Below are 20,480 nucleotides of genomic sequence, written 5' to 3' on the forward strand. Positions count from 1 at the left end.
TTTCCTTCACGTGAGGTGCCCAAATAGAAGACGTATGTGGCTCAAAACACGTGCATATCGAATAAATTGTATGCAGCATGCAGATTGCGGGTTGCGTGGACCGATGCGGACGCGGATGATCCTTTTGAGGAAGCGGAGGAGCGCTTTCGCCGCAACGGAGCGACTGCGATCGATGTCAATTGTGCGCAAACGCCTCGGCATGATCACGCCGTCCTCCAATTCGGTGCTGGAGCCCGTCACCAGTGCGATGCTCGCCGGCGTGGCCGATGTCACCGCGCATTTCTCGCGTTTCCGCGTCACCGAGATCGCACTCGACGCCGCCGCGCTGAACCAGTTCGACGCCTCGGTGATGCTGCCTGCGGCGGACCTGCTGGCCGATGCGAAGGTCGATGCCATCGCCTGGAACGGTACGTCCGCAAGCTGGCTCGGCATCGGCAGAGACCGGAGCCTTTGCGAGGCAATCACGGTGCGCACCGGCGTGCCGGCGACGACCTCCACGCTCGCCTGCATCGATGCCGCTCGCGCGCTCGGCGCCAAACGTGTCGGCCTGGTCTCGCCCTATACCGACGACGTGCAGCGGCGGATCGGTCACGTCTGGGCCGAGGAGGGGATCGCCCCGCACGCGGAGCGGCACCTCGGACTGCGCGACAATTTCTCTTTCGGCGAGGTCGCGCCTGCGACGATTGCTGGCATGATCCGCGCTGTGGCGGCTGACGGCGCCGATGCTGTCGTCATCCTCTGCACCAACCTCGACGGCGCCGCGCTGGCGGCTTCGCTCGAACGGGAATTGAATGTCGCGGTGGTCGATTCGGTAGCGGTCACGCTGTGGCGAACCCTGGAGCTCGCCGGCGGCGATGCCGGGGCTCTTGCCGACTGGGGGCGGATCTTCCAGACATCGACGGTCATCAAGTGATGGAGACTCCTGTGACGCACCTCGATCTTGCTATTCGCGGCGGCACCATCGTGACGGCCAACGACGAGTTCCGCGCCGATATCGGCATTCGCGACGGCCGCATCGTCAGCATTGCCGATCATCTCGAAGGCCCAGCGCGCGAGATCGACGCGACCGGGCTGCTGGCCCTGCCGGGCGGGATCGACAGCCATGTCCACATCTCGCAGGCCTCCGGCCCCGACGTGGTGATGGCCGACGACTTCGCCTCAGCGACCCGTTCGGCAGCCGCCGGCGGCAACACCATGGTGCTGCCGTTCGCGCTGCAGCAGAAGGGCACGTCGCTGCGGACCTGTGTCGAGAACTACCGCAAGCTTGCCGAAGGCGAGTGCTATATCGACACGGCGTTCCATCTCATCATCTCCGATCCGACCGCGGTCGTGCTCGGGCAGGAGTTGCCGGCCCTGGTCAAGGACGGCTACACCTCGTTCAAGGTGTTCATGACCTATGACGACCTCGTGCTCAGTGACAAGCAGCTGCTCGAGGTCTTCGAGGTCGCGCGCCGCGAGGAGGCGCTGGTGATGGTCCATTGCGAGGGTTACGACGCCATCCGTTTCCTGACCTCCAAGCTGGAACGCGAGGGCCATATCGCGCCCTATTATCACGGCGTGTCGCGGCCACAGGCGGTCGAGCGCGAAGCCACGCATCGCGCCATCAGTCATGCCGAGGTGATCGGCGTTCCCATCATGATCGTGCACGTCTCCGGGCGCGAGGCGATGGAGCAGGTGCGCTGGGCTCAGCAGCGCGGATTGCCTGTTCATGCCGAGACCTGCCCGCAATACATTACGCTGACGGCTGACGACATGAAGGGTCTGAACATGGACATGTCAGGCGCGAAATATGTCTGCTCGCCGCCGCCGCGCGACGCGGAAAGCCAGCAGGCGATCTGGGAAGGCATCACCACGGGCGTGTTCCAGACTTTCTCGTCCGATCACTGCCCGTTCCGTTACGACGATCCCAGGGGCAAGCTGACGCCGAACGGCCGCACCTCGTTCCGCTGGGTGCCGAACGGCATTCCAGGTGTCGAGACCCGGCTGCCGATTCTGTTCTCCGAAGGCGTGTCGAAGGGACGGATCAGCCTGCAAAAATTCGTCGAGCTGACCGCGACCAACCATGCGCGCATCTACGGCCTCTATCCGCGCAAGGGCTCGATCGGCGTCGGCTTCGATGCGGATATCGTGCTCTGGGATCCCAAATTGAAGAAGCCTATTCGGCAGGCCGATCTGCATCACGGTTCGGACTACACGCCATGGGAAGGGTTCGACGTCACCGGATGGCCGGTAACGACGATCGCCCGTGGCCGGGTGGTGTACGAACACGGCAGGATCGTCGGCGACAAAGGCGCAGGCGACATTCTCAGCCGCGGCAGGTCGAGCCTGATCTGATCGGACTCAACGCGTTGCTGCTCAACTATGGCGCCCGTGCGCGCGGCGCGACGGCCGTCTCAAGTCCACAGATCATGCCGGTCATATGTTCGTATCCAGCCTTCGCATGCGGCAAAACGAATCTAATCAATTCGGACAAGGTTGTCAGGCCGTCCCCCATAAGGCGACGTCCTTGACACGATTCTCGAAGCTGCCTGGTGGCGTCGTCCGACCTGTGCCGGGCGCTCAGCCGCGCGGAATGAAGCCGTTCAACGAAGCGTCATGGCGCAGATGTTCGACCAGCCCGGCGGCATCGCGGCCGCCATTGCGCTTGGGATCCTTCATTTGCGCGCAGATCTCGGCGCCGCTTTTTCCGAACCGGATGAAGTCAACGGGAGCGAGTTGCCAGTCGATGCCGGCGCGGGGCGGAGCGGGAGCCGGTTCGTTTACTTGCGTCGAAGTCATGTGACAGGTTGAGCAAGGGATCGCTTCCTTGTCTTTACGGCTTTCTCCGCCTGGATGTTCATGCCAGCGGGCAGCATCCGCGCTCTCCTGCATGAACAGTTGATAGACGGTTGCCGGCGCGTCGCCGGCCCTACTTGCCGGCGTGGGCGCGGAGCTGATGTCATGGCTGGATTCTCCCGCACGTCAATTTGGGCAAGTATCAGTTCATTCGGATTTGGCTAGGCGGCCATTCGCAACAGATCGACGATGTCGGCTTCGCTTTTAAAAGGCCGCGGATTGGCCTGCACGAAGCGATGATTGATCGCAATCTTGCTGATCTGCTCGAACTTGTCTTCGCCGATCCCGACGTCGGCAAGGCGACCGGGTAGTCCAAGTCTCCTGGTGAATTCTGCGAAGGCGGCTGCCGCTTCCATGCCCGGCTCGCCAAGAGCCGCTGCTAAGCGCGTTTGCGCATCCTCTGTGAACGCCTTGTTGTAGCGAAGTAGGCTCGGCATGATGACCGGTGTGCAATAATAGTGTGGTACGCCGAAGGTCCCGCCAAGCACGTGGCCGATGCCGTGACTGGCTCCCATCGGGACCCGCGCCTGGAGGCCGAAAGCGGCGAGCCACGCGCCATATTGAGACAGTCGACGCGCCTCCAGATCATCGGGTTGCTGCAAGGTCCGTTGCATTCCCTCCCGAAGCGTGCGGATGCCGGCCAGGACCACCTCGTCGCTAAGCGGCGTGCCGGCGGGTGAGCACAATGCTTCGATGCCGTGGTCCATCGAGCGCGTTCCCGATCCCATCCAGAGCTTCGAGGGCGTATGGACGGTAAGGGCAGGGTCGAGAATGATCGCCACCGGCATCATCAGAGAATGGAAGAAGATCTGCTTCAGCCTGCTGCGTTCATCGGTGACGAGCGCTGCTGCATTGTATTCGCCGCCGTTCAGCGTGGATGGCACCGCGATCTGTCGAACTTTTGGCGATCGGAACGGAGAGACGGTGACGCCCGGGCCCATGGGAAATGGATCGAAACCCGCTTCGTCACGGACGTCATGTTCCATCGCCATGATGACGATCTTGGCGAGATCGATCGCCGAGCCTCCCCCGACGGCGACCACCAGGTCGGCTCCGGCGTCTTTGGCTTGACGGGCAACCTCGGCAGCTTGCTTGCGCGTGGTGTGCTCTGCAATTCCATCGAAGGTCGCGACATGTCTTTCGCCGAGCGCACGCCGGATCTTCTCGATCTCGTCGGTCTTGGTATTCAAGGTGCGGCTGACGATCAGGAAGACGCGCTTGGCATCCAGCCGCACCGCTTCATCGTTCAAGGCCTCAGACGCAGCTTTGCCGTAAACGACACGGTCGATCGCCGGAAAATTGTGTATCCCTGCTTTGCGCATTTGCGTTCTCCCTGTGAGTTATCAAGCACCGATCTTCAAGCGGCGACAGTGTCGCGAATCTGTCGCGACGCCGTTTCCAGAAAGGCCTGAGCGAGATCGGGATCGTTGACGACGCGTGAGAGTGTCAACGCTCCGACCATCGTCGAAAGAATGGCCATGGCTTTGCTCCTGGATTCCTCGTCGCTCGTTTCGGCAATCAGGCGGCTGAGGATTTCGATATGCGCTTTGATCCCGCCTTCGAACGACGCTTTCACCTCGCTGCTCTGTCTGGCCACATCCGAGCCGAGCGCCACGATCGGGCAACCGTCCATCTTTTCGTCGCGATGATCCGTGCTGAGATAGAACCCCATCACCGCCCCGAGGGGATCCTCAGGGGCCGCGGCGATGGCGGTCGACCATCGCAGCGTGGCGCTCTCCAGCGCGCGCGTCGACGCCTGCGCGGCCAGGTCCTCCTTTGACTCAAACTGCTTGTAGAATGCGCCTTGGGTCAGCCCGGCAGCTTCCATCAGGTCCTTGAGGCCGATGCCGTCAAATCCCCGCGACCGAAACAGGCGGCTTGCGACATTGATGACGTTTTGCCGGTTTTCCTCAGCCTGAATGCGACTCACTCGCATCATTGGTCTCCCCATTTTAGATTGCGTTCGACATCTATTATCCGGTATAGAGCTCGAACGCAATCTATCTGGCATGAGGCCACGTTATGAAAAAGCGACAGATGATCGTGCTGGGGAGCGTCCTGATCGCGGGATGCGCGGTGGCCGCATTCGTTACGCTTCGCGCGCCGGCGGCCTCGGCCGTGAGCGATCCGAGGCAAGAAGCCCCGATCGTCAGGATCGCGGCCGCGGCGCGGGTGACCGGATCGGAGCGTGGCTTCACCGGCATCATCGGGGCGCGGGTGCAGAGCAGCCTCGGTTTTCGCGTTCCCGGCAAGATCGTGGAGCGGCTTGTGAATACCGGTGAGCAGGTCAAAGCCGGTCAGCCGCTGATGCGGATCGACGAAACCGACCTTCGTCTTGCGGTCACGGCGAAGCGCAACGCCGTTGCTGCCGCGCGCGCGTCCGTCGTGCAGACCGAAGCGGACGAACCGCGATACGCCAAGTTGGTGAGCAACGGCTGGGCTTCCCGACAGCGCTACGAGCAAGCCAAGGCCGCGCTGGATACGGCCGAGGCGCAGCTTGCGAGCGCTGAAGCCGATGCACGGGTTGCCGAGAACGAGGCGACGTACTCGATCCTGGTCGCGGACGCGGACGGAACGGTGGTCGAAACGCTTGGCGAGCCCGGGCAGGTCGTTTCGGCCGGCCAGACGGTTGTTCGGATTGCCAAGGCCGGTCCTCGCGAGGCGGTGGTCGCGCTCCCTGAAACGATCCGGCCGGCAATCGACTCCGTGGCCGAGGCCAGCGTGTACGGAGCAGCCGAAGGGTGGCGCTATACGGCGCGTTTGCGGCAATTGTCCGACGCCGCCGATGCCCAGACCCGAACCTATGAAGCCCGGTATGTCCTGGACGGTGAAGCCGCGGCCGCACCACTTGGCGCGACGGTGACCATTCGGCTACCGAGCCAAACGAGCGAGCCGCAAGTTCAGGTGCCGCTCCGAGCAGTGCTCGATGATGGCCGCAAGACCGGAGTTTGGATCCTCGACAGCGCCACCTCAACCGTACGCTTTCGGCCGATCAAGCTTGTTCGGGTGACCGACGAAACCGCCGTGATCTCCGGCTTGAATTCTGGTGATCCAATTGTTTCGCTCGGCGCTCACCTCCTGCAGGAGGGCGCTCGTGTCAGGACCGCCGCTGAAAGCCGGAGCAACTGAAGAGTCTCAATCGTTCCGCCCCAGCCGCTGGAGAAGCACATGTACAGCTACATCGTCGAGCAGGAAATCCGAAAGACCTTCGACCATGTCAACAACCATCGCTGGGATGAAGCGGTGAAGGCGGTCGCGCCGCACATCCATCACCGTGTTTCCGGCCATCACGCGTTGGGCGGGGAGCGCCACGACAAAGCGGCCCTGCGCCGCTGGTTCGAGCGGCTCGGACGCGTCCTGCCCACGCTCCATATCAGGGTCAACAACGTCTGGGTGAAGGGCTGGCCCTGGAACACCACCGTGTTTGTCGAATGGGACGGCACCGCAACGCTGCTCGATGGCGACGGCTCGTACGTCAACCGCGGTCTCCACGTGTTCACCCTGCGGTGGGGCAGAGTCCATGCCCTCGAGGAATTTCAAGATTCACAGGAAGCCGCGCGCGGGCTTGCCGCCCAAGCGGCAGCTGGCCTCAAGGAAGCTGCCGCCCAGCCAATTGTAAGTTAGCAGATGAACCTTAATCTTTCCGCGATCGCCGTTCGCGAACGGGCCGTTACCCTGTCTTCATCATCCTGCGTTCGGGTTCAACGCCATTCTTGGCCTGATCGGACTGGCAGGCATCCTGATGCGCAATACCCTGATCCTGACCGAACAGATCAAGGAGAATCGTGCTGCCGGCCTCGATGACTATCACGCCGTCATCGAAGCCACCGTGCAACGCACCAGGCCGGTGATCCTGACCGCACTTGCCGCCGTGCTGGCCTTCATTCCTCTGACGCATTCCGTGTTCTGGGGATCGATGGCTTATACGCTGATTGGCGGCACGGCAGTTGGCAAGGTCCTGATCCTGCTGTTCCTTCCTGCGCTTTATGTGGCCTGGTTTCGCATCAAGCCAGCCCCCTATGAGCGTTCGGCGAAGGATGCAGAATTGCGAACAGCAATCGCCGCCGAGTAGGGCTCGGCGAAATCTATCCCTGCTGCGCCGTGGGTGCCTGGCTAGATAAGCCAGGCACTGCGTGGTCTCGCGGCGGCCTTATAGTTCAAAAAAAGAATGTGTGCAGCAGCATGGAAATGCGCCAGCGATCCTGTCCTAGAACAGCCGAAAACGCGGCCTTATACGCAGGATCTAGACCAAATTATTTCCAAGTACGAGGACGGGGCCTGTCGTCCAAGTCACGGCACGTGAGCATCTAATCGCTTGACGAGTTCAAAAAAAGAACTGTAGGCTGCGCACGAGATGGCCGAACGCAACGGCCGCGACGTGCCGGATTTACGGCTGGACCTGTTCTGCGCGATGCCTCTTCGCAAAGGGCGCGACGAGCCGCCACCGGCGCAACAAAACAAAGCCGCACACTCGAGAAGGGGTGCAAGTTTGGGAGGACGCAATGCTGGTGAGATGGAAGATCGTCGCGGCTCTGGCTCTATTCCTGAGTGGTCCCGCATTCGCCGCCGACGAGCCGGGAATCTCTGCTACCGAAATCAAGATTGGCGGGGTTTTTCCCTTCAGCGGACCGGCATCATCGATCGGTCTCGTGGGCAAGGGGCTCATGGCCTACGTTCAGGCGTTGAACGACCGCGGCGGCGTCAAAGGACGCAAGATCAACTACATCGCCTATGACGACGGATATAGTCCTCCCAAAGCGGTGGAGCACGTCCGCAAGCTGGTCGAAAGCGACGAAGTGTCGTTCATGTTCGGCCAGCTCGGCACGCCCGGCATCTCGGCCACTGCAAAATACCTGAGGGCCAAAGGGGTACCGAGTGTCGCCATCGTCAGCGGCTCGTCCAAGTTCACGGACGTCGCCAATTACCCGCTGATCACCACGGGTCTTGTCAGCTACGACACCGAAGGAAAAATCTACGCCAAATACCTGACGAGAACGCTACCGAACGCCAAGTATGCCATCCTCTATCAGAACGACGATCTTGGCAAAGATTACGTCGCTGCCTTCAAGGCGTTTCTCGGCAAGGATTTCGACCGCAAGGTCGTCAGTGCTTCCTACGAGGTCACTGAACCGACGATTGACTCACAGATTACCAATCTGAAGAGCTCGGGTGCCGAGGCCTTGGTGATCGCCGGGACGCCGAAGTTTGCGGCGCAGGCCATCCGGCAAGCTTCGGTGATTGGCTGGAAGGCGACCGTAATCATCAATTTCCCGTCCGGATCGGTCGGAGGCACGCTCGCACCGGCCGGCCTCGACAAATCGGTCGGCGTGATGGTCGGGACCACCAACAAGGACGTCCTGGACGAGACATGGAAAGACGACCCGGGTATGCAGGCCTACCGGGCGTTTTTCGAAAAGTATCTGATGGGCGCCGATATCACCAACGGCAGCTATCTGACCGGTTATCAGCAAGGCGTCCTGCTCGAGCGGATCCTCAAGCAATGCGGTGATGATCTGTCGCGGAAGAATATTCTGGCGCAGGCGAAGAACCTGAAAGACGTCGTCGTTCCGACTGTGCTGCCCGGGATCAAGGTCAACACGAGCGAGACCGAGAACATGATCTGGACGCAGATGCGGCTGCAGCGCTGGACCGGCACGACGTGGCAAGCGTTCGGAGACGTCTTGGACGCCAGGTCGGAGTGACGCTTGGCGCAGCCCGCCCCGTTCTATCCATCCGCGGTAATTCAGGAGATCGTTTTCGATGTCGGCGAAGCCATTGACGTTTGCGCCACGGGAGCTCTCTGTCGAGCGCCGCACCGACGGCACGCTCATATTGAGGTCGCCGCTCGAATTGGGGCCATGCGACTGGCGCGTCACCGATTTTCTGCCGCGCTGGGCAAACGCGGCTCCGGACAGAATATTCCTCGCGCAACGCAATCCCAAAGGGGGATGGGACGAGATCACCTATAGCGAGGCATGGTCGCAGGTGCAGGCGGTCGGCCAGAGCTTGATCGACATGGGCGCAAAGCCGGCTGACAGGCTGGCAGTGCTTTCGGGCAACTCCATCGAGAACGCGGTGATCTCCTTTGCGGCGATGTCGATAGGTGTCATTCTGGCGCCTATATCGCCGAACTACACGCTGATGCCCGGCGGCCTTGCGCGCCTCAAGGACATCGCGCAGGTGCTGCGTCCGAACTTCGTTTTCGTTCAGAGTGGACGCGACTTTTCCGCGGCCCGTTCCATTCCCGAATTGGCAGACTCGACCTGGATCAGCGTCGATGGCGCGCCGGAGACGACGCCCTTCCGGGTCCTGACGGATCGAACGGACCGTGAAGGATTCACGCGTGCGTCGGGTGCAATTCCCAGCGACGCCGCTGCAAAAATTCTCTTCACCTCCGGTTCGACCGGCCTGCCAAAGGGCGTGCTGAACACGCATCGCATGATGGCGAGCTCGCTGCAAATGGGGAGCCTGCTGGTGTCGCCTCCGGAGGCGCCGGTTCAGGTCGAATGGCTGCCGTGGCACCATACGATGGGCAGCAACGTCATTCTTCACGGCATTCTCAGGAACGGCGGGACGCTCTACATCGATGACGGTCGGCCGCTGCCTCAGCTCTTTCACAAATCGGTGGCGAACCTCAAGGAGATCTCGCCGACGGCGATGTTCAACGTTCCCGCCGGCTATAACCTGTTGTGCGATGCCATCGAGAACGACTTCGCCCTCGGCGCCAGCATCTTCAAACGGCTGGATCGATTGAGCTACGCGGGGGCTGCCATTTCGCAAGGAACGCTCGAAAAACTCTATCGGCTGACTTCATCGGTCACGGGCCGGCGGATTCCGGTGATGTCGGGGTACGGGACGACCGAAACGGCGCCGACAATCAGCACGACGCATTGGGCAACGGATCGGCCGGGCGAGATTGGCCTTCCCGCGCCGGGCGTGCAGCTGAAACTGATCCCTGTTTCCGACACGTACGAGGCCAGGGTCAAGGGCCCCAACGTCACCCCCGGTTATCTCGGCAGAGCCGATCTGACGGAGAAGGCTTTCGACGAGGAGGGGTTCTACCGCATCGGCGACACCGTGTCGTTTATCGATCCCGAGAAGCCGGAGTTCGGTCTGCGTTTCACCGGCAGAATTTCGGAGAACTTCAAGCTCGCGAACGGCACCTGGGTTGCGATCGGCAATATGCGTGCCGCCATCCTGGCCGCAACGCGCGGCGTCCTACTGGACATTGTCGTTGCCGGAGAAAACCGTGATGCCTGCGCGCTGCTATGCTGGCTGAATCCAACCGAGGCGGCGCGGATTTCGAACGCGCCGGCTGCGGATTTGACCTGCGACCCCAAGGTGATCGAATTCCTGAGACATCGTTTGCAGGAATACAATGAGGCCGTCGGAAGCAGCGAAAAAATCTGCACGTTCACCCTGCTGAAGGATCCGCCCTCATTGGCCGCGGGAGAAATCACCGACAAGGCCTATGTCAATCAACGTGCTGTGCTCAAGCACCGGGCTGAACAAGCGGACCGTCTCCACTGCAACGAACCCGACGCAGCCGTGATTCGAGTCTGATTCAGTGCCTGACGCCGGTGGCCGGCTCAAGCGGCGCTGCGGCGCGCCTTTGCCTTCGGCTTGTCAGGTGCGGCTGTCGTCAGCGGGCTTTGGGCGCCGGGGCCTGGATGGGTATGAACCTCCTTGGCCGAGAGCGGCTCGCCGCATTCAGAGCACACCATGACCGGGTCGAAGTCCTTTCCGCACTTGCGGTGCTGGTGCAGCAGCGGCCGGCCGCGCTCGTCGACCATGTGAGTGTCGCCCCAATGCACGAGCGCCATCATGATCGGATAAAGATCGAGACCCTTCTGGGTCAGGATATATTCGTGCCGCTTTGGCGCCTCCTGGTAGGGAATGCGGCGCAGAATGCCCTGCCGGACCAGCTTCTTCAGCCGTTCGGCGAGGAGATGACGTGTAATTCCGAGCGCCGACTGGAATCCTTCGAAGCGCCGCGTGCGCAAAAAACATTCGCGCAGGATCAGAAGGGTCCAGCGGTCACCGATCACGCCGATGGTTCGGGCCATCGAACACGGCTCTTCCTCCAGTTCTTTCCACTTCATCCGTATTCTCCAGTCATCCCAGCGAGACCCGCTCGAATCGCTGCCGAGGCCGCCATGTTTGCCTTGCATTCTAGATAGGTACTGAATTCCAAACAATACCCGATGAAACGGTCAAACCAGCATAAATCTAGCCGAATTTGACAGTTCGTTTTTAGAACTGTAGAAGTGAGAACAGGCAAGCCATGCGATTGGATCGCCGGTCCCTGACCATCCAATACGCTCTGCGGGAGAAAGCGGTCATGACCCTCAAGGTTGAATTCCAGTTCGATTTCGGCAGCCCAAACGCGTATCTGGCGGAGGTCGCCATCCCCGGGATCGAGCGGCGGACCGGGGTAAAATTCGAGTACGTCCCGGTCCTGCTCGGCGGGATCTACAAGGCGACCGGCAACATGTCCCCGTTCGACTCGCTTCGCGGGATCAAGAACAAGCCGGAATACCAGGCGCTCGAGACCCAGCGGTTTATCCGCCGCCACAACATCACGAAATTTCGTCAGAATACCTTCTTTCCAGTCAACACTTTGATGCTGATGCGCGGCGCCGTCGCGGCCCAGTTCGAAGGCGTATTCGAACCCTATTTCCGCGCCGCCTATCATCACATGTGGGAGGAGCCCAAGAAGATGGATGATCCCGAAGTGTTCCGGACCGCATTTGCCTCCTCGGGGATCGACATCGACAGGCTGGTTACGCGCGCGCAGCAGGATGACGTCAAAAAGAAGCTGATTGACCTGACCAATGACGCGGTCGCCCGCGGTGCCTTCGGCTCGCCGACATTCTTCGTCGGTAAGGAGATGTTTTTCGGCAAGGATCAACTCCGGGACGTCGAGGAATCGATCGTCGAACAGACCCGGCAGCCCGTTTCCAAGACCGGCTAGTTACCGACTTGCGGTCCGTGCGGGTTGAGGCGAAGGGCTGACGGTAAGCCGGAGTTTATCCTCAGCCCGTCGGCAGAAAAACAATCCAGGGAGAGTGAAATGGCTGGTCCGCTTAGCGGCGTTCGTGTCCTCGATCTGACCGGCGTGGTGTCGGGCCCGTTTGCGACCATGTTTCTGGCGGACCAGGGCGCCGACGTGCTCAAGATCGAGCCGATCGGTGGCGATATCACCCGTCGCAGCCGGGCCACCATCGACAAGGACGGCGAGTTCTCCGCGCTGTTCATCTCGTCCAACCGCGGCAAGCGTTCGCTCTCGATCGACGTCAAGAGCCCCGCCGGGCACGAGGTGCTGGCCAAGCTGGTCGCGCAGGCCGATGTTCTGGTGCAGAACTTCCGGCCCGGCACCATGGAGCGCCTCGGCCTCGGCGTCGAAGAACTGCGCCAGCGTCATCCGCGCTTGATCTATGTCTCGATCAGCGGCGTCGGCGACACCGGGCCCTATGTGAAGAAGCGCGTCTACGATCCAATCATTCAGGGCCTGTCGGGCTTTGCCGATATCCAGTCGCAGCCGGTCACCAATCGCCCGCAGATGATCCGCACCATCGTGTGCGACAAGACCACCGCCGTGTTCACCGCGCAGGCGGTGGCGGCGGCGCTCTACGCGCGTGAGAAGACGGGGCAGGGGGATCATATCCAGGTCGCGATGCTGGACGCGATGATTTCCTACCTCTGGCCGGAAGGCATGATGCAGTACACGGTGGTCGGAGCCGAGGCCGCTGCCGCCGATCCCAACGACCGCCCGGATCTCGTGTTCAAGACCAGCGATGGTTACATCACGGCCGGCACCATCTCAGATTCCGAATGGCAGGGCTTCTGCCGCGCGTCCGGCGATCCCGAGCTCGCCAACGATGCCCGGTTTGCGACCCCGTCCGCGCGTTCGGTGAACGCCACGGCGCGCATCAACAAGATGGCGGAGTATATCGGCCGGCACACGACCGCCGAATGGCTGGAGCGGTTGGACGCTGCGGATGTCCCTTGCGCGCCGATCCTGCGGCGCGGCGAGATCATCCACAATGAGCAGGTCGTGGCGCGAGGAATCATCGCGGAGTTCGACCAACCGAAGGTCGGTCGTGTGCGCCAGCCCAAACCCGCGGCCCGCTTCGAGGTCAACCAGGCTGCCATCGGCGGACCGGCCCCGCGCGTCGGGGAGCACTCGCGCGAGGTGCTGCGCGAACTGGGCTACGATGATGGCGCGATCGACGATATGGTCGCTGCACGGACGCTAGGCGTGGCCATGTAGGTCGAAGCGCTTCGCGCGTCCGGCGAACGGTTCTCAGGCCTTGGCAGGCGTCGGTTTAATTGGTGCGCGCGGAGCATTCGCGGCAACCGCTCGCTGGTAAGCCTCCCGGCTTCGCATGCGCTCGAGATAGGGCTGCGCATTGTCGCAGATGCCTACCCCGTAGGCGATCGCCCAGTCCAGGCACGTCGTCAGCAGGATGTCGGCGCTGCTGAATCGCTCGCCCATGATAAAATGTCGGCCGTCGGCCAGCGCGACCTCGACATGGCGCAGCTGCGCCCGAAAGTATTCTGCGGCTTGAGCTACGACCTCCGGCGCGACGCCGTAGATCGGGCCGAGCGCATCGGCGCTGTGACGGCGCATCACGTACAGGCTGGTGGAGTCGAGCTCGGTGACGATAAAGAAGCACCATTCCAGCCACGCGGCATAGTCGCGCGTGGCTTCCGGAATCAAGGCACGCTCCGGCGTCGAGTACATCCGCGACAGATAAGCGACGATCGCGGCGCTCTCGCCGATGCGGAAATCACCGTCCTGCAGCAGCGGAATCTTCTGGCGCGGATTGAGCCTGGTATATTCGGCGGTCTTGGTCTCGCCGGTCCGTGGGCCGATCGGTTTGATCTCGTAGGCCAGCCCCAGCTCGTGCATCGCCCAGTGCGGCCGAACGGTGCGGCTTGTCCCGACGCCCCACAAAGTGAGGTCTGGATTGTCGCTCATGTCACCATTTCTCTACGGCGGGGCGAAGATCGAGTTCATGGGTCCAGCCGTCGCGGCTTTGCTGATGGGCAAACCAATACGCTTCGGCAATTGAGGAGGTCTTGGTCAGGCTGTCGGGCGGGATCTCACTGGCCTCGATCCCCCTGGCCGCTTTCATGCGCTGATGAATAGCCTCGCTATCGACGCCAGCGTCGATGATGAGATGGACGACGTGAATGTTCTTGGGCCCGAGCTCGCGCGCCATCGCCTGGGCCAGCGCGCGAAGGCCGAATTTTGCCGACGAGAACGCGACAAATCCCTTGCTGCCCCGGATGCTTGCGGTCGCACCGGTAAAAAGAATGGTGCCGCATCGGCGCGGCAGCATGACGCGCGCGGCTTCGCGTCCGACCAGGAAGCCGGCGTAACAGGCCAGCTCCCAGGCCTTGAAGAAGAGCTTTTCGGTAGTCTCCAGCAGGGGCTTGTTGACGTTCGAACCGGCATTGAACAGGCAGATCTCGATCGGACCGATGTCACGCTCGACGCCCGCGAATAGCTTCTGGATTTCTGCTTCCTGACGGGCGTCGACGCTGAAGGCGTGGATGTTGTGGCCTTTCGCCCTGAGCTCGTCGACAAGCGCCTGAGATTTGGTCGGATCGCGTCTGCAGATGCAAATAGTGTAGCCGCCGCTGGCAAACCGCCGCGCAACGGCAGCGCCGATGGCATCACCCGCGCCGACCAGCATCGCGACCCCGCGACTTTCTCCCATGCTGCCTCTCCCATAAGTTCTTATTTGATACGGTATGGGTATCGGTTGGAAGTCCGGTTGTAAACGGTGTTCTCAGAGCGCTGAAGTAGGGCAGTGAGCTTGCCGTTTTCTGATTTGACCGCGATAATAAAATAGCGATTGACGAGTTCTAAAAAAGAACGCATGTTCCGCCTCGGGGCGCAATGCTGAAAAAGGCGCCGATGTTTTTCAGTCGGGAGGCGGTTAGTCGTGGCGAAGCTGTCGCAAGCACTCGGTCTCGATCAAACCGCTTTTCGGTTTGCTGGCCGCATCGACCAATCGACAGATCGCCATCTTGCCAAAGCGGTGGACCAGATCGGGCCGATCGAGGACTGCGCCACGACCATGGTAGCCTCGATCGGCGCGATGGCGAATCCCGATCGTTCTGGTCTCGCTCAAAAAACGTGGTCCACCAGGGCCGATAGAACAGCTTCGCACACAGCGCGCCTAACCTAACTGGGAGAAGTTCCTTGAAAAAGAGAAATGCAACCGTCGCCGTGATCGGCGCGGGCGATTTCATCGGCGGCGAGATCGCCAAGAAATTTGCCTCCGAGGGCTTTACTGTCTTCGCGGGTCGCCGCAACGGCGACAAGCTAGCGCCGCTGGTCAAGGAGATCGAGGCCGCCGGCGGCGAGATCCACGCACGTTCGCTCGACGCGCGCAAGGAGGAGGAGATCGTCTCCTTCCTGAGCGACGCCGACAAGCACGCGCCTCTGGATGTCTGCATCTTCAACATCGGTGCCAACGTCAACTTCCCGATCCTCGACACGACCGAGCGCGTGTTTCGCAAGGTCTGGGAGATGGCTTGCTACTCCGGCTTCCTCGCCGGCCGCGAGGCGGCCCGGCTGATGCTGTCGCGCGGGCAAGGCAACATTTTTTTCACCGGCGCGACCGCGTCCTTACGCGGCGGCAGCGGCTATGCCGCCTTTGCCAGTGCCAAATTCGGGCTGCGCGCTGTGGCGCAGGCGATGGCGCGAGAGCTCGGCCCGAAGAATATCCACGTCGCGCACCTCGTTATCGATTCCGGCGTCGACACCGAATGGGTCCGCCAGCGGCGCCTGGAAGCGCTCGGGCCTAATGCGCTCGACGATCCGGATCTGCTGATGCCGCCGGCCTCGGTCGCGGCGTCCTATTGGCAGCTGTATCAGCAACCGAAGAGCGCCTGGACCTTTGAGCTGGAAATCCGCCCCTTCGGTGAGAAGTGGTAGGAAGCGCAGATGGAACTCGCACTGCCTCCCGAAGATGCGGCCTTCCGTGATGAGGTGCGCGCTTTCATCGCCGAAAACTATCCGAAGGAAATGCGGGTCCCTAATCCGGAGACCGACCTGACCAAAGAGCAATCGTTGCTCTGGCACCAAATTCTCTACGAGAAGGGCTGGATCGCGCCGCTTTGGCCCAAGGAATTTGGCGGCCCCGGCTGGTCGATCACCCGGCGTTTCATCTTCGAGCAGGAGACCAGCCGGGCCGGGACGCTGCCGCCGTTGGCGTTCAGCGTCACCATGGTTGGTCCGGTCATTTACACCTTCGGCAATGATGCCCAGAAGCAGAAGTTCTTGCCGCGGATACTGTCGGGTGAAGACTGGTGGTGCCAAGGCTATTCCGAGCCGGGCTCAGGCTCAGACCTCGCCACCGTCCGGACCAAGGCTGTGCGCGACGGCGACCATTACATCGTCAACGGTCACAAGACCTGGACAACGTTGGCGCAGCACGCCGACTGGATCTTCTGCCTGGTGCGTACTGATTCGAGCGCCAAGCCTCAGGCGGGCATCTCGTTCCTCCTGATCGACATGAAGTCGCCAGGCGTGACCGTGCGTCCGATCATCACGATCGACGGTTCGCACGAGGTCAATGACGTCTTCCTCGAGGATGTCCGCGTTCCCGTCGAGAACCTGATCGGCGAGGAGAACAAGGGCTGGACCTACGCAAAATTCCTGCTGGGCAACGAGCGCACCAGCATGGCCGGGATCGGCCGGTCGACGCGCTACCTCGACCGGTTGAAGAAGATCGTGAAAGCGGAGATCGCAGCGGACGATCCGGCGCATCTCGAATTTCGCAAGGAGATCGGCCGGCTCGAGCTCGATGTGCTCGCGCTCGAGGCCACCGAGCTGCGGGTCGTTGCCCAGATGGCGCGCGGCATCGATCCGGGGCCCGCGGCCTCGCTGTTCAAGATCCGCGGCACCGAGATCTTCCAGGGCATTACCGAGCTCACACATCGTGCCATCGGCAACTATGGCCTGGCGCTTCGCGAGCAACCGTCGGGCGCAAACCAGTTCATGCCGGGTGCCGATTACGGCCACACAGCGTCGGAGAAATACCTGAACGCGCGCAAGCTCAGCATCTACGGTGGATCAAACGAGATCCAGCGCAACATCATCGCCAAAGCGGTGCTCGGTCTCTAGCAACAGCGCAACAAGAGGATCGGATGGATATCCAGTTCACGGAAGAGCAGGAACTGTTGCGCTCCAGCGTACAGCGTATGCTACGCGACCAATACAGCTTCGAGGCGCGCCGCAAGATCGTGGCCAGCGAAGAGGGCTGGAGCCGCAAGCAGTGGGGCGCTTTTGCGGAGCTCGGCCTGCTCGCCGCGCCATTCTCCGAGGAGAGCGGCGGACTTGGTGGCGGCCCGCTCTCTACTATGATCGTTGCCCAGGAGTTCGGCCGCCACCTTGTCGTGGAGCCGTACGTGGAGACGGTCGTGCTGGTCGGCGGCTTGATCGAGCAGGCAGGGACGAAAGAGCAGAAGCAGGCCTTCATTCCCGATATCATCGCCGGACACAAGATCTGGGCGCTGGCCTGGACCGAAAAAAACTCGCGCTTCGATCTCGCCAATGTCGCGGCCACGGCGCGGCGAGAGGGAAAGGACTACACGCTTAGTGGTGAGAAGACCGCCGTCATAGCGGCGCCTTGGGCCGATTATCTCATCGTCTCCGCCCGGACTGCCGGCAAGCGCGACGATTGTGGCGGCGTCAGCCTGTTCGTCGTCGACGCCCGGGCGGCGAATCTCGAATTGCGGAGCTTCAAGACCATCGACGGCCGCCGTGCCGCGGAGATCACTTTCCGCGATGTGCGCGGCGAGTTGCTCGGCAGCGAGGGCGAAGGCGTCGCCCTGCTGGAAGGCTGCCGCGACAGGGCCATCGGCGCGCTCTGCGCCGAGGCGGTCGGCGCGATGGCCGAACTGAACTCTGCGACGCTGGAATACGCCAAGGCCCGAAAGCAGTTCGGCGTCACCATCGGCAGCTTCCAGGTGTTGCAGCACCGGATGGTCGACATGTTCATCGCGCATCAGGAGGCGCTTTCCCTGATGCAGCATCTCAGTCTCAGCCTCGGTGCCGGCGAAAGTGGCATCTCGCGCCTCGCCTCCGGCGCCAAGTCGAGGGTCGGCTATGCCGGCAAGTTCATCGCCGACCAGGCGGTGCAGCTCCACGGCGGCATGGGCATGACCGACGAATTGAACGTCGGTCACTACTTTAAGCGAATCTCCTCGATCAATATCCAGTTCGGCGATCCCGCTCACCACTTGCTGCGTTATGTGCAGCTCGACGCGGCAGCGTAACCAAAGAGGCAGCCATGACGACAGAGGCAGTTATCGTTTCCACCGCCCGCACCGGCGTCGGCAAGGCCTATCGCGGTGCGCTGAACAACACCGAGGGGCCGACCATGGCTGGCCATGTGATGGCCGAAGCGGTGAGGCGCGCGGGCGTTGAGCCGGACGAGGTCGAAGACGTGGTGATGGGTTGCGCGATGCAGCAGGGCACCATGGTGATGAACGTCGCACGCAAGGGGGCGGTTCGTGCCGGCCTGCCGGTCACCGTCGCCGGCACCACGATCGATCGGCAGTGCGCCTCCGGCCTGCAGGCGATCGCGGTCGCGGCCCGCTCGATTATGCTGGATGGCGTCGAGATCGCGATCGGAGGCGGCATCGAATCGATCAGCCTGGTGCAGAACGAACACATGAACAGGTTCCACGCCGTCGACGACGAGCTGATGGCGATGAAGCCCGAGATGTACATGTCGATGCTCGACACTGCCGAGATTGTCGCCGAGCGCTACAAGATCGGTCGCGACCGGCAGGACGAATACAGCCTCGAATGTCAGCGCCGCATTGGTGCCGCGATGCAGGCCGGTCGCTTCAATGACGAGATCGTCCCGATCACAACGACGATGGCCGTCGTCAACAAGGACACCAGGGAGGTCTCCTATCAGCAGGTGACGCTGTCGAAGGACGAAGGGCCGCGCCCCGAGACCACGGCGGAAGGACTGGCGAAGATCAAGCCGGTATTCGAAGGCAAGACCATCACGGCCGGCAATGCCAGCCAGCTCTCCGACGGAGCATCGGCCTGCGTGCTCATGAGCGACAAGACCGCCGCCAAGAAGGGCCTTAAGCCGCTCGGCATCTTCCGCGGCTTCGTCGCCGCCGGAGTCGAGCCGGACGAAATGGGCATCGGTCCGGTCGCGGCGATCCCGCGCCTTCTCAAGCGCCACGGCCTGAGGATCGATGACATCGATCTTTGGGAGCTGAACGAAGCCTATGCTGTCCAGGTGATCTACTGTCGCGACAAGCTCGGCATCGATCCGGACAAGCTGAACGTCAATGGCGGCTCGATCGCGATCGGCCATCCCTACGGCATGACGGGCAGCCGGCTTGCGGGCCATATTCTGATCGAGGGGCGGCGGCGCAAGGCGAAGTACGGCGTGGTGACCATGTGCATCGGCGGCGGCATGGGCGCGGCCGGCCTATTTGAACTCGTCAACTGATCGGAAAGCGGAGAAAGCGCACGTGAAGACAGCAATCACTGAACTGTTCGGCATCCAGCATCCGATCATCCAGGGCGGCATGCATTATGTCGGCTTTGCCGAGCTTGCCGCCGCGGTCTCGAATGCCGGCGGTCTCGGCATCATCACCGGCCTGACCCAGAGGACGCCGGAGCTGCTGGCGAAGGAAATCGCGCGCTGTCGCGACATGACCGACAAGCCGTTCGGTGTGAACCTGACCTTCCTGCCGAGCTTCACTGCACCGCCTTATCCGGAATATATCGCCGCCATCAAGGAAGGTGGCGTCAAGGCGGTGGAGACCGCCGGCCGCAGCCCGGAAGCGTACATGCCCGCGCTGAAGGCTGCCGGCATCAAGGTGATCCACAAATGCACTTCGGTGCGGCATTCGCTGAAAGCCGAGAAGATCGGATGCGACGCCGTCAGCGTCGACGGCTTCGAATGCGGCGGCCATCCCGGCGAGGACGATATCCCGAACATGATCCTGCTGCCGCGCGCGGCGGATGAACTGAAGATTCCGCTCGTGGCGTCGGGTGGCATGGCGGATGCGCGCAGCCTCGTTGCTGCGCTGTCGATGGGCGCCGCCGGCATGAACATGGGTACCCGCTTCGTCGCAACCAGGGAAGCTCCCGTCCACGCCAACGTCAAGCAGGCCCTCGTCAAAGCCACCGAACTCGATACCGTGCTGGTCATGCGCGCGCTGCGTAACACCGAGCGCGTGCTGAAGAACAAGGGTGTCGATCAATTGCTCGAGGTCGAGCGCGAGAAGGGGGCGAGCCTCAAGATCGAGGACATCCATGAGCAGGTCGCGGGTGTCTACCCCAGGGTGATGGTCGATGGTGACATGGATGCCGGTGCTTGGAGCTGCGGCATGGTGGTCGGACTGATCCACGATATCCCGACGGTGAAGGAGCTGATCGACCGCATCATGAGGGAAGCCGAGCAGATCATCCGGCAGCGGCTGACTGGATTTCTTGACGGTACTGTCGCCGATCTGGCCACGCGCGCCGTTGTTTGACAAAGGTTTGCATGCGAGAGCTTCAGTGCCGAGATCAATGCTCGCTGATCGCATTGAGCAGCGGATCGGCGTGACCGATTGATCTCTCAAGTTGGGGGGGCAGGCCGACA

At 61.9% G+C, this 20,480-nt stretch carries 20 protein-coding genes and 1 pseudogene; 15 read left to right on the forward strand and 6 right to left on the reverse strand.

Translation table 11 applies throughout. The features are described from left to right. Window positions 1-172: 172 nt before the first annotated feature. Together IVB42_RS35335 and hydA are read left to right on the forward strand one after the other, a co-directional pair. Window positions 173-913, forward strand: a complete 741-nt coding sequence (locus tag IVB42_RS35335; RefSeq protein WP_018458758.1) for an aspartate/glutamate racemase family protein — start codon at window positions 173-175, stop codon at window positions 911-913. Then, window positions 913-2,334, forward strand: coding sequence for a dihydropyrimidinase (hydA, locus tag IVB42_RS35340; RefSeq protein WP_247394646.1), 1,422 nt, complete (start codon window positions 913-915; stop codon window positions 2,332-2,334). Before IVB42_RS35335 ends, hydA begins: the two co-directional genes overlap by 1 nt. 225 nt (window positions 2,335-2,559) lie before the next feature. On the opposite strand, the gene IVB42_RS35345 is transcribed toward hydA, so the two are convergent. The 3 genes from IVB42_RS35345 to IVB42_RS35355 all read right to left on the reverse strand — a co-directional run bounded on the left by IVB42_RS35345 (window position 2,560) and on the right by IVB42_RS35355 (window position 4,771). Further along, window positions 2,560-2,871, reverse strand: a complete 312-nt coding sequence (locus IVB42_RS35345) for a hypothetical protein (protein WP_247370663.1) — start codon at window positions 2,869-2,871, stop codon at window positions 2,560-2,562. Window positions 2,872-2,996: 125 nt separating this feature from the next. Continuing rightward, on the reverse strand, window positions 2,997-4,157 hold the full coding sequence (locus IVB42_RS35350; protein WP_247393698.1) for an iron-containing alcohol dehydrogenase: 1,161 nt from the start codon (window positions 4,155-4,157) through the stop codon (window positions 2,997-2,999). A gap of 35 nt (window positions 4,158-4,192) precedes the next feature. Next, window positions 4,193-4,771 (reverse strand): TetR/AcrR family transcriptional regulator, encoded by a 579-nt coding sequence (locus IVB42_RS35355; protein WP_026233656.1) that lies wholly within the window; start codon window positions 4,769-4,771, stop codon window positions 4,193-4,195. Between the two features lie 86 nt (window positions 4,772-4,857). Here IVB42_RS35355 and IVB42_RS35360 point away from each other — a divergent pair, with 86 nt between their 5' ends. The 5 genes and pseudogenes from IVB42_RS35360 to IVB42_RS35380 all read left to right on the forward strand — a co-directional run bounded on the left by IVB42_RS35360 (window position 4,858) and on the right by IVB42_RS35380 (window position 10,398). Further along, complete coding sequence (locus tag IVB42_RS35360; protein ID WP_247370660.1) at window positions 4,858-5,964, forward strand: efflux RND transporter periplasmic adaptor subunit; 1,107 nt, start codon at window positions 4,858-4,860, stop codon at window positions 5,962-5,964. A 39-nt stretch (window positions 5,965-6,003) separates the two neighbouring features. After that, entirely contained in the window at window positions 6,004-6,459 is a 456-nt protein-coding gene (locus IVB42_RS35365) for a nuclear transport factor 2 family protein (protein ID WP_018458764.1), read from the forward strand. A 70-nt stretch (window positions 6,460-6,529) separates the two neighbouring features. Next, window positions 6,530-6,907: pseudogene (locus IVB42_RS35370) on the forward strand (efflux RND transporter permease subunit); the annotation flags it as partial. 430 nt (window positions 6,908-7,337) lie between these two features. Next, window positions 7,338-8,537 (forward strand): ABC transporter substrate-binding protein, encoded by a 1,200-nt coding sequence (locus IVB42_RS35375; protein WP_247393697.1) that lies wholly within the window; start codon window positions 7,338-7,340, stop codon window positions 8,535-8,537. A 58-nt stretch (window positions 8,538-8,595) separates the two neighbouring features. Next, window positions 8,596-10,398, forward strand: a complete 1,803-nt coding sequence (locus IVB42_RS35380) for an AMP-binding protein (protein WP_247393695.1) — start codon at window positions 8,596-8,598, stop codon at window positions 10,396-10,398. 26 nt (window positions 10,399-10,424) lie between these two features. On the opposite strand, the gene IVB42_RS35385 is transcribed toward IVB42_RS35380, so the two are convergent. Then, window positions 10,425-10,937: a helix-turn-helix domain-containing protein gene (locus IVB42_RS35385; RefSeq protein ID WP_018458768.1), complete on the reverse strand. Its 513-nt coding sequence runs from the start codon at window positions 10,935-10,937 to the stop codon at window positions 10,425-10,427. A 239-nt stretch (window positions 10,938-11,176) separates the two neighbouring features. On the opposite strand from IVB42_RS35385, the gene IVB42_RS35390 reads away from it, so the two are divergent. After that, window positions 11,177-11,809, forward strand: coding sequence for a 2-hydroxychromene-2-carboxylate isomerase (locus tag IVB42_RS35390; RefSeq protein ID WP_018458769.1), 633 nt, complete (start codon window positions 11,177-11,179; stop codon window positions 11,807-11,809). Window positions 11,810-11,908: 99 nt separating this feature from the next. Continuing rightward, window positions 11,909-13,108, forward strand: a complete 1,200-nt coding sequence (locus IVB42_RS35395; RefSeq protein WP_247393692.1) for a CaiB/BaiF CoA-transferase family protein — start codon at window positions 11,909-11,911, stop codon at window positions 13,106-13,108. Window positions 13,109-13,141: 33 nt separating this feature from the next. Here the strand turns inward: IVB42_RS35395 and IVB42_RS35400 are convergent, their stop codons facing one another. Beyond that, window positions 13,142-13,819 carry a glutathione S-transferase family protein gene (locus tag IVB42_RS35400; RefSeq protein ID WP_085350860.1) on the reverse strand — a complete coding sequence of 226 codons (678 nt, stop codon included), beginning with the start codon at window positions 13,817-13,819 and terminating at the stop codon, window positions 13,142-13,144. Window position 13,820: 1 nt separating this feature from the next. Then, on the reverse strand, window positions 13,821-14,564 hold the full coding sequence (locus IVB42_RS35405; protein WP_247393684.1) for an SDR family NAD(P)-dependent oxidoreductase: 744 nt from the start codon (window positions 14,562-14,564) through the stop codon (window positions 13,821-13,823). A gap of 228 nt (window positions 14,565-14,792) precedes the next feature. On the opposite strand from IVB42_RS35405, the gene IVB42_RS35410 reads away from it, so the two are divergent. The 6 genes from IVB42_RS35410 to IVB42_RS35435 are packed head-to-tail and all read left to right on the forward strand — an operon-like array spanning window position 14,793 to window position 20,370. Beyond that, on the forward strand, window positions 14,793-15,038 hold the full coding sequence (locus IVB42_RS35410; RefSeq protein ID WP_247393682.1) for a hypothetical protein: 246 nt from the start codon (window positions 14,793-14,795) through the stop codon (window positions 15,036-15,038). A gap of 14 nt (window positions 15,039-15,052) precedes the next feature. After that, window positions 15,053-15,790, forward strand: coding sequence for an SDR family oxidoreductase (locus IVB42_RS35415; RefSeq protein ID WP_085362432.1), 738 nt, complete (start codon window positions 15,053-15,055; stop codon window positions 15,788-15,790). A gap of 9 nt (window positions 15,791-15,799) precedes the next feature. Beyond that, window positions 15,800-16,981, forward strand: a complete 1,182-nt coding sequence (locus tag IVB42_RS35420) for an acyl-CoA dehydrogenase family protein (protein ID WP_247393679.1) — start codon at window positions 15,800-15,802, stop codon at window positions 16,979-16,981. Window positions 16,982-17,004: 23 nt separating this feature from the next. Continuing rightward, window positions 17,005-18,135 (forward strand): acyl-CoA dehydrogenase family protein, encoded by a 1,131-nt coding sequence (locus IVB42_RS35425; RefSeq protein WP_018458776.1) that lies wholly within the window; start codon window positions 17,005-17,007, stop codon window positions 18,133-18,135. Between the two features lie 14 nt (window positions 18,136-18,149). After that, window positions 18,150-19,337 (forward strand): acetyl-CoA C-acyltransferase, encoded by a 1,188-nt coding sequence (locus tag IVB42_RS35430; RefSeq protein ID WP_247337499.1) that lies wholly within the window; start codon window positions 18,150-18,152, stop codon window positions 19,335-19,337. Window positions 19,338-19,359: 22 nt separating this feature from the next. After that, window positions 19,360-20,370 (forward strand): nitronate monooxygenase family protein, encoded by a 1,011-nt coding sequence (locus tag IVB42_RS35435; protein ID WP_247393673.1) that lies wholly within the window; start codon window positions 19,360-19,362, stop codon window positions 20,368-20,370. Window positions 20,371-20,480: the final 110 nt, after the last annotated feature.

The organism is Bradyrhizobium sp. 45 (genome assembly GCF_023073155.1).
GTDB lineage: Bacteria > Pseudomonadota > Alphaproteobacteria > Rhizobiales > Xanthobacteraceae > Bradyrhizobium > Bradyrhizobium canariense_D.

Excerpts from the sequence above, each read along its gene's own strand:
- IVB42_RS35335 (WP_018458758.1), top strand. The coding sequence starts at position 173 with ATGTCAATTGTGCGCAAACGCCTCGGCATGATCACGCCGTCCTCCAAT.
- hydA (WP_247394646.1), top strand. The coding sequence starts at position 913 with ATGGAGACTCCTGTGACGCACCTCGATCTTGCTATTCGCGGCGGCACC.
- IVB42_RS35345 (WP_247370663.1), bottom strand. The coding sequence starts at position 2,871 with ATGCAGGAGAGCGCGGATGCTGCCCGCTGGCATGAACATCCAGGCGGA.
- IVB42_RS35350 (WP_247393698.1), bottom strand. The coding sequence starts at position 4,157 with ATGCGCAAAGCAGGGATACACAATTTTCCGGCGATCGACCGTGTCGTT.
- IVB42_RS35355 (WP_026233656.1), bottom strand. The coding sequence starts at position 4,771 with ATGCGAGTGAGTCGCATTCAGGCTGAGGAAAACCGGCAAAACGTCATC.
- IVB42_RS35360 (WP_247370660.1), top strand. The coding sequence starts at position 4,858 with ATGAAAAAGCGACAGATGATCGTGCTGGGGAGCGTCCTGATCGCGGGA.
- IVB42_RS35365 (WP_018458764.1), top strand. The coding sequence starts at position 6,004 with ATGTACAGCTACATCGTCGAGCAGGAAATCCGAAAGACCTTCGACCAT.
- IVB42_RS35375 (WP_247393697.1), top strand. The coding sequence starts at position 7,338 with ATGCTGGTGAGATGGAAGATCGTCGCGGCTCTGGCTCTATTCCTGAGT.
- IVB42_RS35380 (WP_247393695.1), top strand. The coding sequence starts at position 8,596 with ATGTCGGCGAAGCCATTGACGTTTGCGCCACGGGAGCTCTCTGTCGAG.
- IVB42_RS35385 (WP_018458768.1), bottom strand. The coding sequence starts at position 10,937 with ATGAAGTGGAAAGAACTGGAGGAAGAGCCGTGTTCGATGGCCCGAACC.
- IVB42_RS35390 (WP_018458769.1), top strand. The coding sequence starts at position 11,177 with ATGACCCTCAAGGTTGAATTCCAGTTCGATTTCGGCAGCCCAAACGCG.
- IVB42_RS35395 (WP_247393692.1), top strand. The coding sequence starts at position 11,909 with ATGGCTGGTCCGCTTAGCGGCGTTCGTGTCCTCGATCTGACCGGCGTG.
- IVB42_RS35400 (WP_085350860.1), bottom strand. The coding sequence starts at position 13,819 with ATGAGCGACAATCCAGACCTCACTTTGTGGGGCGTCGGGACAAGCCGC.
- IVB42_RS35405 (WP_247393684.1), bottom strand. The coding sequence starts at position 14,564 with ATGGGAGAAAGTCGCGGGGTCGCGATGCTGGTCGGCGCGGGTGATGCC.
- IVB42_RS35420 (WP_247393679.1), top strand. The coding sequence starts at position 15,800 with ATGGAACTCGCACTGCCTCCCGAAGATGCGGCCTTCCGTGATGAGGTG.
- IVB42_RS35425 (WP_018458776.1), top strand. The coding sequence starts at position 17,005 with ATGGATATCCAGTTCACGGAAGAGCAGGAACTGTTGCGCTCCAGCGTA.
- IVB42_RS35430 (WP_247337499.1), top strand. The coding sequence starts at position 18,150 with ATGACGACAGAGGCAGTTATCGTTTCCACCGCCCGCACCGGCGTCGGC.